Origin of the sequence: Paenibacillus sp. FSL K6-1230 (genome assembly GCF_038002385.1) — a bacterium.
Taxonomy (GTDB): Bacteria; Bacillota; Bacilli; order Paenibacillales; family Paenibacillaceae; genus Paenibacillus; species Paenibacillus massiliensis.
Window position 1 is genome coordinate 5,185,311 of the sequence record NZ_JBBOCK010000001.1, and the last position, 15,501, is coordinate 5,200,811.

General features: G+C 44.4%; 14 protein-coding genes, 1 pseudogene and 1 riboswitch. Of the genes and pseudogenes, 5 read left to right on the plus strand and 10 right to left on the minus strand.

Annotated features, from left to right (window positions below):
* Positions 1 to 211 precede the first annotated feature (211 nt).
* The 5 genes from MKX74_RS22915 to MKX74_RS22935 all read right to left on the minus strand — a co-directional run bounded on the left by MKX74_RS22915 (position 212) and on the right by MKX74_RS22935 (position 6,255).
* A complete protein-coding gene (locus tag MKX74_RS22915) occupies positions 212 to 682 on the minus strand; it encodes a C40 family peptidase (RefSeq protein WP_341179949.1) in 471 nt (156 codons plus the stop codon).
* 5 nt (positions 683 to 687) lie between these two features.
* Positions 688 to 820: riboswitch (cyclic di-AMP (ydaO/yuaA leader) on the minus strand.
* Between the two features lie 352 nt (positions 821 to 1,172).
* Entirely contained in the window at positions 1,173 to 1,700 is a 528-nt protein-coding gene (locus tag MKX74_RS22920) for a DJ-1/PfpI family protein (protein WP_341179950.1), read from the minus strand.
* 310 nt (positions 1,701 to 2,010) lie between these two features.
* Complete coding sequence (gene nspC, locus MKX74_RS22925) at positions 2,011 to 3,138, minus strand: carboxynorspermidine decarboxylase (protein ID WP_028591014.1); 1,128 nt, start codon at positions 3,136 to 3,138, stop codon at positions 2,011 to 2,013.
* A 1-nt stretch (position 3,139) separates the two neighbouring features.
* Positions 3,140 to 4,339 carry a saccharopine dehydrogenase family protein gene (locus MKX74_RS22930; RefSeq protein ID WP_018885666.1) on the minus strand — a complete coding sequence of 400 codons (1,200 nt, stop codon included), beginning with the start codon at positions 4,337 to 4,339 and terminating at the stop codon, positions 3,140 to 3,142.
* An 833-nt stretch (positions 4,340 to 5,172) separates the two neighbouring features.
* On the minus strand, positions 5,173 to 6,255 hold the full coding sequence (locus MKX74_RS22935; RefSeq protein ID WP_341179951.1) for a glycoside hydrolase family 11 protein: 1,083 nt from the start codon (positions 6,253 to 6,255) through the stop codon (positions 5,173 to 5,175).
* A gap of 370 nt (positions 6,256 to 6,625) precedes the next feature.
* On the opposite strand from MKX74_RS22935, the gene MKX74_RS22940 reads away from it, so the two are divergent.
* The 3 genes and pseudogenes from MKX74_RS22940 (at position 6,626) to MKX74_RS22950 (ending at position 9,250) form a co-directional block, all read left to right on the plus strand.
* Positions 6,626 to 6,814, plus strand: coding sequence for a hypothetical protein (locus MKX74_RS22940; RefSeq protein WP_341179952.1), 189 nt, complete (start codon positions 6,626 to 6,628; stop codon positions 6,812 to 6,814).
* A 150-nt stretch (positions 6,815 to 6,964) separates the two neighbouring features.
* Complete coding sequence (locus MKX74_RS22945) at positions 6,965 to 7,555, plus strand: helix-turn-helix transcriptional regulator (RefSeq protein ID WP_341179953.1); 591 nt, start codon at positions 6,965 to 6,967, stop codon at positions 7,553 to 7,555.
* A gap of 190 nt (positions 7,556 to 7,745) precedes the next feature.
* Positions 7,746 to 9,250: pseudogene (locus MKX74_RS22950) on the plus strand (alpha-glucosidase/alpha-galactosidase).
* 233 nt (positions 9,251 to 9,483) lie between these two features.
* Here the strand turns inward: MKX74_RS22950 and MKX74_RS22955 are convergent.
* Positions 9,484 to 9,867, minus strand: a complete 384-nt coding sequence (locus MKX74_RS22955) for a MerR family transcriptional regulator (protein WP_341179954.1) — start codon at positions 9,865 to 9,867, stop codon at positions 9,484 to 9,486.
* 229 nt (positions 9,868 to 10,096) lie between these two features.
* On the opposite strand from MKX74_RS22955, the gene MKX74_RS22960 reads away from it, so the two are divergent.
* Positions 10,097 to 10,885 carry an SDR family NAD(P)-dependent oxidoreductase gene (locus MKX74_RS22960; RefSeq protein WP_341179955.1) on the plus strand — a complete coding sequence of 263 codons (789 nt, stop codon included), beginning with the start codon at positions 10,097 to 10,099 and terminating at the stop codon, positions 10,883 to 10,885.
* A 244-nt stretch (positions 10,886 to 11,129) separates the two neighbouring features.
* On the opposite strand, the gene MKX74_RS22965 is transcribed toward MKX74_RS22960, so the two are convergent.
* From MKX74_RS22965 to MKX74_RS22980, 4 genes are all read right to left on the minus strand, one after another.
* On the minus strand, positions 11,130 to 12,629 hold the full coding sequence (locus tag MKX74_RS22965) for an alpha/beta hydrolase family protein (RefSeq protein WP_341179956.1): 1,500 nt from the start codon (positions 12,627 to 12,629) through the stop codon (positions 11,130 to 11,132).
* A gap of 225 nt (positions 12,630 to 12,854) precedes the next feature.
* Entirely contained in the window at positions 12,855 to 13,109 is a 255-nt protein-coding gene (locus MKX74_RS22970; protein ID WP_341179957.1) for a hypothetical protein, read from the minus strand.
* A gap of 257 nt (positions 13,110 to 13,366) precedes the next feature.
* Positions 13,367 to 14,155 (minus strand): TrmH family RNA methyltransferase, encoded by a 789-nt coding sequence (locus MKX74_RS22975; protein ID WP_341179958.1) that lies wholly within the window; start codon positions 14,153 to 14,155, stop codon positions 13,367 to 13,369.
* A 243-nt stretch (positions 14,156 to 14,398) separates the two neighbouring features.
* On the minus strand, positions 14,399 to 15,061 hold the full coding sequence (locus MKX74_RS22980) for a potassium channel family protein (RefSeq protein WP_025676910.1): 663 nt from the start codon (positions 15,059 to 15,061) through the stop codon (positions 14,399 to 14,401).
* 131 nt (positions 15,062 to 15,192) lie between these two features.
* Here MKX74_RS22980 and MKX74_RS22985 point away from each other — a divergent pair, with 131 nt between their 5' ends.
* Positions 15,193 to 15,426 (plus strand): small acid-soluble spore protein SspI, encoded by a 234-nt coding sequence (locus MKX74_RS22985; RefSeq protein ID WP_025676912.1) that lies wholly within the window; start codon positions 15,193 to 15,195, stop codon positions 15,424 to 15,426.
* Positions 15,427 to 15,501: the final 75 nt, after the last annotated feature.

Sequence of the window (15,501 nt, forward strand, 5' to 3'; positions counted from 1 at the left end):
CGAAGTACGTTCCATAGCAGACAGACCGCGCAATAGCTTTCCTACAAGTACTCAGTTAAGCTTGGCGATAACAAAAAAATAAAAAACACACTTCTACTCTTTATCGGCAAATATTCCCTTTTGCATTAGAGCAAATATGAATTCTCAAGTTAGGTGTGCACAAAAAAAGACCCACAGCAGCTTCGCTGTGAGTCTCGAATGATTCCAAGCCTTAGTTCATAGCTACCATCTTCTGATAGCTGGTCTCGCTAACTACACGTCTAGCCGTCACATAGCGCTTGCTGTAATAGGAGTTGGACAGCTTACTGACGGTCACACCTTTGCTGCTTGAGGAATGTGCAAACTTATTATTTCCTACATATATACCTGCATGCGAAATGCCGCGACCGTTCGTGTTAAAGAATACCAGATCTCCTGGACGCAGATTGCTCTTGGCAACGACCTCCCCTTGCTTCGCCTGAAGTGCCGAGGTGCGCGGCAGGCTCAGATTGAATTGGTTGAATACGTATCTTACGAAACCTGAGCAATCGAACCCGGAGGAGGTCGTTCCTCCATATTTATATGGAGTCCCCTTTACTTGGGAGACCTCCTGAACCAATTTTGCCTCACTGGCATATGTACTTGCAGCAGTACCTGTAAAAAGAACAGCCGCTCCGAGCAGGGACAAGATGACTTTCTTCACGAACGTAGTTCCTCCTTTGATGCCTACGGAGTTAGCTTAAGGATTCGGTTAAAGGTTCCCTATATTCCCTGCATACGAGAATAATTCACCCACACTGGTTCCCCCGTTTTCAATGATGAAATTCGGCAATGAATAAGTTAATATTTTGTAACCATGTACATGTTAATATATTTACTAGTGGCTTGTCAATCTTAATAAAAATTACTAATTTTTATTCGTGAATGCACAACTTTTTCAGAACTAATACGTATATACTTAACGAAAAAATCAAATAAAACAAGGAGTTCCAATCAGTTCCCCATGCTTATTCCTCTTCATAAATTATCTATTGATCCAATTATATTAATTTCCATTTAATATCAATAAGATTACGGAATTGTAATAAACAAGACATAAATACAGCTAACATAGTGCAATGCACATGCCAAAAAAACCCTCCTGACATTCAAGAGAGTTAACTTATTCCTATTTTCTTTTTCCTCATGGTAATCTATCCATTTCGATGATATTTGAAATACTGAATGGTCTCCTCCAGATCGGCCTCGTCCTTGTAGATATTCAGCATGCGCCCGAGCTCAATGGCAAAGTCCGCATAGCCGTTCGCTCTTGCTGTAATTAGATTACGATCCACCCTGACCAGATCTTCAATATGGGTAGCAGCATTCGTTACAGCATGTCTGCCCTCCAGTATTCCATAGTGCTGTAGCAGGTCTGTAGCCGAACAGATGGCTGCAATGAACTTCTCCTGCTTGTCCAACTCCTGAACAAGCGCTGCTAGCCGTGTGTGCTCTAGTAATGCGCTAGTGTCCCCTCCGGGTATGATCAATAGATCAATCTCTGCTACGTTGATCTCTTCCAGGCTAGTTGACGGCATAACTACCAAATCCTCATAAGATCTCACAGGCTCTCTGGATAGGCCCACCGTGACAATGTCGCCCTTGGTCTTCATCAGGTAGGTTGCCAGCATAATTTCGAAGCTTACATATCCGTTGTAAATCAACACATGCGTGTGCATCATACATCTACTCACCTTCTATGTATATATCCCTGCTCATTTCAAGTATCGCCATCTAATGTACATTTGTCCAGCCTTGCATGATGAGAGGCAGCATCAAGAGATTACACTTTCACATGATCAGCATCAGAATACGAGGGCGTGGTCGAGAACAGCGGCTATATATCGGGGTTGAATCGACGAAAAGAGGCGCCCTGTTAGGACACCCCTCTCGTGTTCAAATCTATATTACTAGTGCGTGGTTGCATTGCAGTACCCTAGCTTATGAAACGGTATATGATCAGGATGATACAACGTCTGCTACTTGGTCAGATTAAGCCAGTCTCATCTTGAAATCATTATAACCGAATTGGCGTACGACTTCACAATCTCCGTCCTTGCGCTGCACAGCAATGGCTGGCAATGCCATTCCGTTGAATGTCGTATTCTTCACCATCGTATAGATCGCCATATCCCCGAAGGTCAGACGGTCACCACTCTTCAGTGGTTGATCGAATGAATAGTCGCCAATGATATCGCCAGTCAAGCAAGTCTGTCCCCCAAGACGGTACAAATGCGGCTTCTCACCGACCTCGCCAGATCCGAACAGCGGCGGGCGGTAAGGCATTTCCAGAACATCCGGCATATGACAGCATGCGGACGTATCCAGTACCGCAATATCAATACCATTTTGCAGTGTATCCAGCACCGTAGTCACCAGATAGCCTGCGTTCAGAGCAATCGCTTCGCCAGGCTCCAGATAGACTTCCAGACCATATACTTCCTGCATGCGCTTGATGCATTTCTCAAGGCGTGCGATATCATAATCCTCTCTGGTAATATGATGTCCGCCACCGAAATTGATCCATTTCATTTGACTAAGCCATGGACCGAACTTCTCCTCGACCGCATTCAGGGTTGTCTCCAGGTCATCCGAGTTCTGCTGGCAATGCGTATGGAAATGCAGACCCTCTACGCCCTCCAGCTGCTCTGGACGGAAATGCTCCAGCGTCACGCCGAAGCGGGAGCCAGGAGAGCATGGATCATAGATCGCATGCCCCTCTTGTGTGGAGCATTCCGGATTGATGCGCAGTCCGATGCTTCTGCCGCCCTTCAGAGCACGATCCTTGAAGCGCTCCAATTGGGAGAAGGAGTTGAAGATGATGTGATCGCAGATCTCGATGATCTCATCAATCTCATCCTCACGGTATGCCGGGGAGAAGATATGATTCTCCTTCCCCATCTCCTCGTAGCCTAGACGCGCCTCATACAAGCCGCTTGCCGTCGTGCCACTCAGATACTCACCGATCAGCGGATACATCGTTGTCATGGAGAAAGCTTTTTGTGCCAGTACGATCTTGCAGCCCGTACGTTCCATGACACCGCGTAGAATTTTCAGATTTTTCTCCAACAGTCCCTCGTCTACTACATAGCAGGGTGTTGGCAATTCCTCAAACTTCATATTAGTCCACTAGCTTCGGATCGAAGCTCTCCTTCCACGGAAGTCCCCATTTGTTCAGCGCGTCCATAAATGGATCTGGATTGAACTCTTCAATGTTGTATACGCCTTTGGCATCCCATTCGCCTGTCATCAGCATCATTGCCCCGATCATCGCTGGCACACCAGTCGTGTAAGCCACCGCTTGGGAGCCCACTTCCTTGTAACACTCTTCATGATCGCAGACATTGTATACATAATACGTCTTGTCTTTGCCGTCTTTCTTACCGCGGAAAATACAGCCGATATTCGTCTTGCCCTTTGTACGAGGTCCGAGAGAAGACGGATCTGGCAGTACTGCCTTCAGGAATTGCAACGGAATGATTTGCTTGCCTTCGAACTCAATCGGCTCAATGGAGGTCATTCCAACATTCTCCAGGCACTTGAGGTGCGTCAGGTAGCTTTGGCCGAACGTCATGAAGAAGCGAATCCGTTTCAAGCCTGGAATGTTGGCAGCCAGAGACTCCAGCTCCTCATGGTACAGCAGGTACATATCCTTCTCCCCAACTTCTGGGAAGTCATACACGCGCTTGATCTCCATTGGTGCCGTTTCAATCCACTCGCCATTCTCCCAGTATCTTCCGTTAGCGGATACTTCACGAATGTTGATCTCAGGGTTAAAGTTCGTAGCGAACGGATAGCCGTGGTCCCCTGCATTGCAGTCCAGAATATCTATATATTCAATTTCGTCAAAATGGTGCTTCAGGGCATACGCGGAGAAGACGCCGGTTACACCTGGATCGAATCCGCTACCCAGCAGTGCTGTAATGCCAGCTTCCTTGAAGCGTTCACGGTATTCCCACTGCCAGCTGTATTCGAATTTTGCCGTATCTTCCGGCTCATAGTTCGCTGTATCCATATAATTCGTCTTGGTCGCAAGGCAAGCGTCCATGATTGTCAAATCCTGATATGGCAGAGCCAGGTTCATTACAACGTCCGGTTTGAAATCTTCGATCAGAGCAATCAGCTCGTCCACATTGTTGGCGTCGACTTGCGCCGTCGAAATTTTGGTTTTGCCGCCATCCAATTTTGCCTTCAGGTCGTCGCATTTCGATTTTGTTCGACTTGCGATACAAATCTCCTCGAATACCTCACTGTTTTGAACGCATTTATGAATGGCTACTGATGCAACGCCGCCACATCCGATAATAAGCGCTTTTCCCATGTCCATCTCTCCTTAATCCAAGTAATTTTTCATCAATACACTCGTTGTCTAATTTACAATTATCACCAAAAAAAGCAACAAAAAAAGCAAGTGCAAAACGCAGCATTCGCGCACAACACTTGCTTAAGATATATACAAATATTAATGAAGCATAACATGTCCATGACATGAGGTCATGCACATACACAGCCATAACAGTCATTCGACATTACGGCAGAAAGCTCTTCTTAATATTCAAAATATATCTTTGAGTAGGATCAGAGTCTATATAGCAAATAATTCGCCTTTATCACTCTTATTGACCGTTTCACAAGTTGATGTGCAGATGCACTGGTTGTAAAGTAACCAACTTATAAAATTTGAGCTTTTAACTCAATCAATAAGGCAACCAAAAGTTGCCAATCGGCATTTGACCCGGCTGTCCGTATGGCCTTAACTTCCTGTACTCAAGAAGTGGTCAAAACAATTATCTGCTTGGAAAGATCCAGATATATTTTGAGCATATCAGCACTCCATCACAACCGCGATGAGCGAAGCATGCTTCCTTGAATATTAGCTTTCCAAATCACACTTCTGTATGCTATCAAAACGAAACTCAAAAAGCAATCAAATTTTAAAATTTCTTTTGTAAAATTTTTGTGTAGACCAGAAATCATTCATCCCTGGTAAGTGTAGCGAAGTCTATAAATATGCCTATTTCCCTATATTCATGCCAAAATCCCAGTGGAACAAGCCCACCGGGATCTGATTTTAATACATATCAAGTCCATTATTTTAGTATCCACAAATGCATTACTGCTACTTTGAATTACTACATCATTTGATGCCCACGATTAATGGATGTCCAAATAGTCAATCAAGGCATCCCATGTGCCATCATCAGCTGTGACCACTAGCTCAATCTCTTGGCTGCCCGTTCCGTGACTGATGTTGTTCAACGTGTAGACTGCAGGATTACTTCCTCCGTAGTAGAAGGTCCCCTTCGTCTGCCCACCGATCTTCAGATCCACTCTGGCCATATTGGAGGTACTTGATGCACCGCGCAGCGAAAAGTTATGGGTACCACTTGCAAAATTCTGGGTGAATTTCACTGAGTCATTGTTGGCGTATAAAGCCACCCCGTTGAATGGAGAGCTGATATTCCCCGTATATTGACCGCTCTTGGTCATATTCTCCGCTTCGATTCTCGTAGCACTAACTGGAGGAGTCGTACCGCCACCAGAGCTGCCTCCAATCGTAAGTGTATTGCTGTATACATTGGCCGAGCCGCTACTTTGATATCCCTCTACAGTCAAAGCTACTTCATACATCTTGCCCATCGGCATGCCGCGGCTTTCCCACGCTTTGAAATGCTCGCTCACTGATATCGTCCCACTTGTTCTTTTTGAGGTTCGGACACTCCAATACTGCTTGAAGGTTGTTACACCTTTAATCGAAGGCTGATTAACCCTCGTCGTCTCATAGATGTCATAGGTCCCTCCGTCTATACTGACAGACCCTTTATAGCTTCCTGTAGGACGGTATGTGCCCCAGCTATCAACAATGTAGTATTCGACGAGTGGGTCTACCGCCCATCCATAGACTGTAAGATACGAATTGCCGTTCGGCTGAAAGGTGGCGCCATAATTAATCGCGATATTGCCAAGTTGCTGATGCGTCTTGGTCTCGTCGAATTTCTTGCCTTTACGGAACAAAATATTGTTGATATTGTTCCACTGCGCACTAAAGGTGCCGCCGCTATTAAGCGTCATGCTTCCAGACCCACCATTATCCTTCCAAAATTCATAGTCATAGCCGTCATGGGTTGAAATCTCATTGGACGTAATCGTCGTTGCAGCCTGCACATTGGCTGTGGGTAGAATCATCGCAAAACCAAGCAGCATCGTGACAAATAACTTCATTTTTTTCGATGGCATTGAATTGTCCTCCTCTTTGATCAGAATATGGCTGTCACTAGTCTTTAGTTTGTTCGTTATCCCTCCTCGCATACCCAAACTTGAAAGCGATTACATAAAATAATGTAACAAATTCCTTTTGTAGTTCCAATTTATAAAACTTAGATTTTATTGCAAAAATTTTATATCACAAATGGTATTGTAGACCTGAGGTATATGAACAACGAAAAGAAACCCTCGCTACGCAAGGGCTTCCCGCTTCCGCGGCGCTACACTCTTATTCGATCATCAATTTAGCGCTATGTTGTTGGTGCAGCCAACGGTGGATAAAACCTCATAAAAATAAAGCGAGTCAAGGGACCAACAATAATAAACTGTAGCGGAATTGCACATGCTGGATGCTGGCATACCTCATCGTCTGATTATTGAAGCTGATGCCTCTTGCCGAATACTCAATGTAGAGTTTGGTTTCACTCCTGTGTTACCGGGACAACCATCCGTCTGCCAGCTCGCACATGAAGAGGATGATGTGGCTAATCTGCTTGACGACGCTTCAGCTTATTTGGTGCTGCCCGATTAGGATGAGGTATATCACATTATGAAAAGCCTCGTACTAGAATTGGATCAACGGGGCCTGACGACTCAGAAGCAAGACAGTTCTACTCCCATGCCCCATCAGAGTCAGTCCTCTCTTCTACCAACTTTGGAGCACCGCTCATCTATTAGTCCGGTGAATAACGATGTACCCTCGCCAGATTCCGTTGTTATCCCCCTCTCCTCCTCCCCTCAACATAGCCTGAAAACGTTCAGAGAGAGCCATAAGATACCTTCCCGTGGGCAAGGAATTATGGTCCTGACTTTGTTCATTCAGCTGCTGGTTCGAATTGCCCGTCTTTATAAAGAGAAGACTCGTATCACTCCAGACCACACTGAAATGTACATTAAGCGCTGCATAGAATTTATGTATCAGAACATGGACCGCAACATTCAGATGAAAAGTATTTCGTCCGCCGTCAATTTACATCCGAGCTATTTATATCGTATTTTCCGTAAGAGTACAGGTATGACTCCCACCAGTTATCTGACAATGCTACGTATGGAAAAAGCCAAGAAGCTGCTAATGAATACAGACATACCTGTGTCAGAAATGTCTGATTATGTGGGCGTGAGTAGCCGTCAATATTTCCATAGTTTATTCAGAAAGTATACAGGACTTCCCCCTGTAGAATATCGTATTAGCATGGACCGGGAGGGATATCACTATCCCAAACAACAAGACATCTCAAGTGTCCGTGGTCCAGATAATAATATTGATTTTTGATATTAGAGTAACAAGTGAGAGAATCCATGAGACTTATGAAATATTAATTAGAGGTTAGAATTTTTGATAAACTGTCTACTAATTACGTCAGGATTTTGTTACCGTTCACCTGACTAGCACTGCTAAAATATCCTCATCATTGAAGTTATCAATTGAAAGCAAACCTTCGTATGAGGAGAGGATATCAGACATGTCTTTTAAAGTGGCTTTTATCGGGGCGGGCAGTGTTGGGTTCACGAGAGGATTACTCAGTGATTTGTTAACTGTTCCAGAATTCAGTAATATTCAGGTGCTTTTCATGACATTAATCAACGTAATTTAGACATGGTGACACAACTGTGCCAGCGAGACATTCACGAAAATGGCCTGAAAATAAACATTCAAGCTACATTAGATCGTCAAGAAGCCCTCAAGGATGCAAAATATGTACTTTGTACAATCCGGGTGGGCGGTCTAGAAGCTTTTGCAACGGATGTGGATATACCGCTTAAGTATGGAGTAGACCAATGCGTGGGAGATACTTTATGCGCTGGGGGCATCATGTATGGCCAGCGGGGCTTTGCCGAGATGTTGGACATCTGTAAGGATATTCGCAAGCACAGTGCTCCAGATGTACTGTTACTCAACTACGCAAATCCGATGGCCATGCTGACGTGGGCCTGTAATAAATATGGAGGCATACGTACGATTGGGTTGTGTGTCATGGTGTCCAGCATGGTCATCACCAGATTGCAGAAGTGTATAACTTAGAGAAGAAAGATGTTGATATTATATGCGCTGGAATCAATCATCAAACTTGGTATATTAAAGCGACTCATAATGGTAAGGATCTGTTGCCTGGGTTGCTAGAAGCATTCGAGCAACACCCAGAATTCAGTCGTACCGAGAAGGTCCGCATCGATATGCTGCGCCGATTCGGCTACTACAGTACCGAATCTAATGGTCATCTAAGTGAATACGTACCATGGTATCGCAAACGCTCACAAGAAATCTCCGAATGGATTGATTTGGACAGCTGGATTAACGGAGACCGGAGGATACTTGCGCGTATGTACAGAAGGACGTAACTGGTTTGAGACAGACTTCCCAAACTGGATGAATGCTGAAGCCATGCGCTTCATACCGGACAACCATGGAGAGGAGCATGGTTCGTATATTATTGAAGGTCTTGAAACTGGGCGATTATACAGGGGACACTTTAACACCATCAATAATGGTATCATTCCTAATCTGCCTGACGATGCTGTAGTTGAAGTTCCAGGATATGTTGACCACAACGGCATCTCCATACCTCAAGTCGGTGATCTTCCCCTAGGTCCGGCGGCTGTGTGTAATACGAGTATCTCAGTCCAGCGTCTGGCGGTTGAGGCCGCAGTGCATGGAGATGACTATTTACTTCGTCAGGCCTTCATGATGGACCCGTTCATGGGAGCAGTCTGCAATCCCAAGGAAATTTGGCAGATGGTCGACGAGATGCTTGTTGCCCAAGAACAGTGGCTGCCACAGTACAAAGAAGCCATTGCGGCATCTAAGCAAAGACTAGCAGCAGGTAATCTCATTCCGACGCATTATTACGAGGGAGCAGCCCGACTCAAGGTGAGAACGATCGAGGAAATGCAGCAAGATCGTGAAGCGGCTACCAAAAACGCAGGTCAGTCGGACAAAGGAAAGGATCGCGCTAAAATTGTGGAATAGTCTCTCTTCCCTGCTTTTAAGGTAAAAAGACTGGTTCATGGCTTGAATTAATCGTTAGCCATGACCAGTCTTTAGTAATTTGGAGACTGTTTTGTCTTACGCTATACTGTGCATCTGTCTGATACTTATTAGAGCAATTAATTCTAGTTTGCTTCTATTAAGAGGTTTTTGTCTGGTTCTATCTTGAATCGTTGTAAAAACATGCGCTTCGGTACAAAAGTCTTAAATTAATCCTATATTTTAATAATAGTTCGTTCAATCTGAGATTCTAAAACATCATATAGAGCAAGCTTATAATTTATTTTATCCAAGTTAAAATAAAGATCCCTTATGCTTTGCTCTATTTCTTTTTTATGATTGAGCATCATCAATTTTCGTTCTGAAATTGTTGAGTCCCCTTCTTTGTATAAGTAAACGTATTTCTGAATTTGTGCAATAGGCATTCCTGTTGCTCGAAGTGCTGTAACAAAATGTATCCAACTTAAATCTTCTTCGTCGTATAGACGCTTTCCATTGCCGTTCCTTTTAACATGTGGAAGCAAGCCCTCTTTTTCATAATATCGAAGGGTGTGTGCAGCTATTTCCGTTATTTCAGTAACTTCTTTTATAGTCAGCATTATAACCTTTTAAGCCTCCTCTTAAAGTGTACTTTAAATAATATCTTCAATTTTATAAATTGGATTCTCTGATTTCATGCTAGAAAAGAAAAATAATATTATTAAATCAGGGTTTTCCCTATGCTATTATACTGTTTTTATTTTCCGAAAAAAACCTTTGACTTGAAGTGAACTTTATAAACTAAGATAGCAAGGTAATTAAAAACGACTTTTGGGAGGAATGTATGCGTTGGAAAAGAAACTTTTAGAACATGAAGCTGCACAGACCACTATTTCAATTGTCACTGGCGGCAGTCGGGGACTTGGTCGTAATACTGCCATTAGCATTGCACGTCATGGTGGTGATGTCATTTTGACCTATCGTAGCCAAGCAGAAGAGGCAAAATCAGTCGTTGCTGAGATTGAAGCTCTGGGGCGTAAAGCGGTCGCTCTACAACTCGATATAGAAAATACATCCAGCTTCGCTAACTTTGCTGAAACCGTTGGTTCTATTTTACAATCTAATTGGGGGAGCGGCACTTTCAATCATCTGGTGAATAATGCGGGTCATGGAGAAATGATCGGCTTCACCGAAACAACAGAGGCTCAATTCGATAGCCTGTTCAATGTGCATGTGAAAGGCGTATTTTTCTTGACTCAAGCCCTATTGCCGCTTCTTGCAGATGGTGGTCGTATTGTTAACTTCTCATCAGGCCTCACTCGTGTCTCATATCCAGGCTTCTCAGCTTACTCTGCAGCTAAAGGTGCAGTGGAAATTCTAACCATCTATATGGCAAAAGAGCTGGGCCACCGAGGTATCACCGTTAATACCGTTGCACCTGGTGCAATTGAAACTGACTTTTTAGGCGGCGCTGTGCGTGACACGCCAGCTTACAATGATGCATTTGCTGCGATGGTTACCCTTGGTCGTGTCGGTGTGCCTGACGACATTGGTCCCGCAGTTGCCAGTCTACTCGATCCCGATAACCGCTGGGTTAATGCACAGAGAATCGAGATCTCCGGTGGTCAAAACATTTGATTTTTCGGTGAAAAAACGATTATATCCTACGACTTTTTATGTTAATGTACTTTTGTCACACGATATGATTTTCCACCACGCAACTTTTTAGATAATAATCTAATCGGAAATGAAACCAAGTTCTAATCCTCTGGTTAGGACAAGAACTTGGTTTCCTAAAGCAAAAAAGCCACTAAAATAGAGCAACTTTGATTGGAACAGTGTTCTTGTCCCGCGACACAACATCGGTAGCTTGCTCCGTAATTTATCGCGAGGTTACGAATTTCACCTCCGGAAAGCGGCTATCTGGTCCTTTCAATAAGATTCCGCCTTGATTTTTCAGATACATATCAAAAAAATCCAACATGTAGGCATTGATAACGGAGTTCGCTCTTTCAGGTGCAATCTTTCCCGTAATGCCCAGCATTTTGAAAATCGGAGAAATGAACTGTACGTCGGCAAAATTCAAATGCTCCGTATTTTCGATATAGAGGATTTGTCCCCCTTCGTCAACCGTTTCGCGCATCCGTTCAAGCTCCAACTTTTTATCTTCCATTACTTGTTCCTCCCACTCTCTTGTTGAACCCATACGGTTAAGCTCTGCATCTGTGTAGACTCGGTTATCCATCACCATTTTTAATTTTTCGAAATAGCTTTCCGAGTTGATGAACAAAAACGGCTTACGCAGACCCTCTCTGTCGTGCAGTCGATAAAGTCCTCCATCAAGGTCTATTCCAACCGCGATTCGCGGATCGTAAGAAGTGTCATAGGCCGTCGCTCCGCCGATGGAATGACCGAACACCCCGACATGACCGAGATCAATCCTCCCTTTTAGATGACTTGGAATCTGCCCCGATTGGATGAGCTCGAACTGGTCCAGCGTAAACGTGGCATCGCCGGTTAAAACTTTTCCCAACTTGTCGCGATTTCCTCTACTCGTCCGGTAATCATGATCAGGCGAGAATAAGTCGTTAGTTGTGCTGGTCGTGATTCGCCCGTCCGGAAACTCGGTTGCAAAAGTATTGTAGGTGTGGTCGATCACTGCCACGATATATCCGTGACTTGCGAGATTTTCGGCTTGCGATGTGTGGAGGAACCTCGAAGAGCCGTTGCCGGGATTCGCAAGGATCAGAGGATATGAATTCTGTGCCGAAGAGACTTCGGCCCCCGAATAAGAATGACTGGATACGAACTTTAAGTGTTGAAAAGTAAACCCGGGAAGGCCATAGTCCGCGGCCATATAATGCAAAATCTGGGTATTGGGAACAAAGGAAGCATACTTGCCAGTGCCAGTTTGAGCCGGATACCATACCTGAACCATCAATTCTCTCTTTCCATCTCTAGCTTCGTCGAAAATCTCTTTCCTATTTGTATCCACGAAATGAAAAGTTTGCGTTCCTACCTTAAATTCGCCTGTCGGTTCAGGTAGTTTAAATACAGGAAAAGCATACATGAGACCCGCTGTTACGATCAGCATTATCGCTATAGCGGTATAAGCTGAACCCAATATGAATCGTGGGATTTTTTTAGGACCGTTTTTTTTAAAATAGCTATAACCTGAAATGGTTAAAAAAACGATCGTAATGCAATATGGGAAAAATAGCTGAACTCTGTATCCTTCCACCGTCCAATGAATGACCAGTAAAAGTGTGGCGATCCCACTTGCAACGAATACTGGAATTCTACGACGTCCTATATTTAACATTATTGTCAATGTAAACAAGGTGATGTTTGATAAAAAAAACAACAGTTCAAACGACCTCATCTAAATTCTCCTTTTGTATAAATTTCCATTTTCGTTCGTTCCATTTTTATCCTGTCAGGTTAACCTAAGCCCTTTACTCCTTTCGCTGCTTTAGTATAAAGACGGTTTTGGAATCCAAAATGTATCAGTTACGTTAACCAAATTAATTTCATTGAATGTAATCCAGTATTGTACCAGCCTCTTAAAGATCACTTCGCACAATCGCTCATAGAAGGTATAAATTTTCTATTTCTCCAGACTCTCTTCTACAAGGTGCATCGGACAATCAAAATGTGTGATGTTCACAAGGGGCTCAATGTTTGCGGCACTCTTTAAATAAATTCTCGTAGAATTGAAGCCATCAAAATTAAGCATTTGGGTTTTGTCCATTAAAATTGATTCTCGATCTTTACCTGTAGACGCCAAACCCACATTGGCTTGCCCTCTGCCAGCTACATCATATACACCTTCTGTTTGATTGACTGGAGTGCCTCCGCCCATAAAAATTCGTACCTACATATGTATAATTCACTTGAACTGATGATGGTTTGTCCAAACTGATGTTATAAAAAAATAAGTATAAAAAATGTACATTTATGAATTCTTTTGTTATAACTGATTTGTGCAAAAAAAACGAAAAAACCCTTGCTACGCAAAGGTTTTCTCAGTCCAGATTTACGTTATAATCTATCCAGATTTATCTTATAATTTGTCCAGAATTACGTTATAACTGACACTTGGACAGAAATTATTATTGTTCAAAAATTCCTCTGCCTCATCGCCTCAAAGAGTACGATCGTGGCTGCCATAGCCGCATTCAGCGATTCTGCCTGACCGACCATCGGGATTCGAATAGACTCATCGACGAGAGCCGTAGCCTCCGCAGATACCCCTTGCCCCTCACTACCAATGAGCATCCAGACCGGACCGCGAAAATCATACGTGTAGCACGAATGTGTGGCATCCAGTGCTGTAGAGATGATCTGTGCCCCGTGGCGTTTGGCTTCAGACAGCAGCTCCGTCAGCTCCCCTTCCACGACCGGGATATGGAACATCGAGCCCATCGTTGAGCGGATCGTCTTGGGATTGTACAGATCAGCACAGCCTTGCCCCAGGACAACCCCTGCCGCACCTGCTGCATCTGCACTACGAATAATCGTCCCTACATTCCCCGGGTCCTGCACCCCATCCAGTACGATGACGATACTGTTCGGCTTCTCCCACAATCTGCCCACAGTCGTAGTCTCTTTGCGAACAACTGCAAATACTGGCTGTGGTGTCTTGGCATCTGTACATTTGGCAATCACGGCTGCCGATACCGCAATCCATTCCGGAGCATCGGGCAATGATCTTAATTCTGACAATTCCCTTGGGATACCGCGTTCCATATCGTACGCTACACATTCAATATCCGCATTTGCCTGCAGGGCTTCCATCACAAGATGTATGCCCTCGATCAGATACTTGCCTTGCTTGCTGCGATGCTTCTTGTCCAGCAACTGGGCCCAGCCTTTGACCCGGGAGTTGCTAGGCGAAATAATATCCATATCTTGACCACAATCCTTTTATACTCATAATGTCTACACTACGATATTTTGCTCAAGACACTAACGGGGATTCTACCCTGCCACCTAGCATCTTACCAACTGTATATTTATGCAGTTACATGAGCATACAGCTATACAATCATATCCATGTATATTTATGTACCATGTCTCTGCACCTTCACCAATGAAAATTCATTCATAAAAGTATCTTCATACCCAATCTTCAGTTGGTACCCTGTTCGTCTACTCAGGAAACGCCTGCTCCAGTCGGACAAGATCATTTTTGTGCCCGACAATAATCAGCACATCTCCTGTCTGAATCAGGTCCTCTGGATGCGGAGAGATATTCATCTCCTTCTCACGCCGAATACCCAGAACATTACAACCATACCTGGCCCGGATATCCAGCTCCTTCAGATTCCTGCCAATCATGAAACGCGGAGCCTGCATCTCGAATATACTGTAGTCTTCAGACAGCTCAATATAGTCCAGAATGTTCGGCGAGGTCAGATGATGAGCTACCCGTAGTCCCATGTCCCGTTCCGGATAGATTACTTTGTCCGCACCAATTTTTTGCAGCACCTTGCCATGCAGTTCATTCTTCGCTTTGACCAGGAGTACGGGTACACCCATATCCTTCAGTATCAGTGTCGTCAATATACTGGCCTGAATATCCTCACCAATCGCCACCACGACGACATCAAAATTACGAATACCCAGCGCCCGCAAGGCTTCCTCATCCGTTGAATCTGCCGATACGGCATGGGTCACCATTTCGGAGACCTCCTGTATTCGCTGTTCATTGGCATCGATCGCTAGTACATCGTAGCCCATCTCGCTTAACGCGTATGCGACGCTAGAGCCGAATCGCCCCATGCCGATAATCGCATATTGTTTTTTTGCCATTTGTCGCTTGGCCTCCCGAATTCATACTATTCCTAAGTATAGCATACCTGGATTCCTTATTTGCATACCATCCCTTCTGGCAGGCCACACTAGGATAAGGTACTTGAATCTAACCTATCAGGAGGATCACAATGCCCATTACACTCGATTTGCGACAAGCTATCGTTCACAAAGTGCATGGTGAATCAGAGCAAGGCCTGACCGAGATGATTGAGGGATCGGTGGATGGTCCGGAGGCTGCCCTACCCGGCCTTGGTGCTGTGTTCGAGATGATCTGGAAGGACATCAACCCGTCTCAGCGCCAGGAGCTGGTGCAGATTCTGCATCATCATTTGCAGGGAGTTCAGCCTCCCAAGCTATCCTGATTCCTGATTGGTGGCTCACAGTACACAAACAAGCCGGCACTGTCATAAGACAGTCAGCCGGCTTGTTCTACTTGG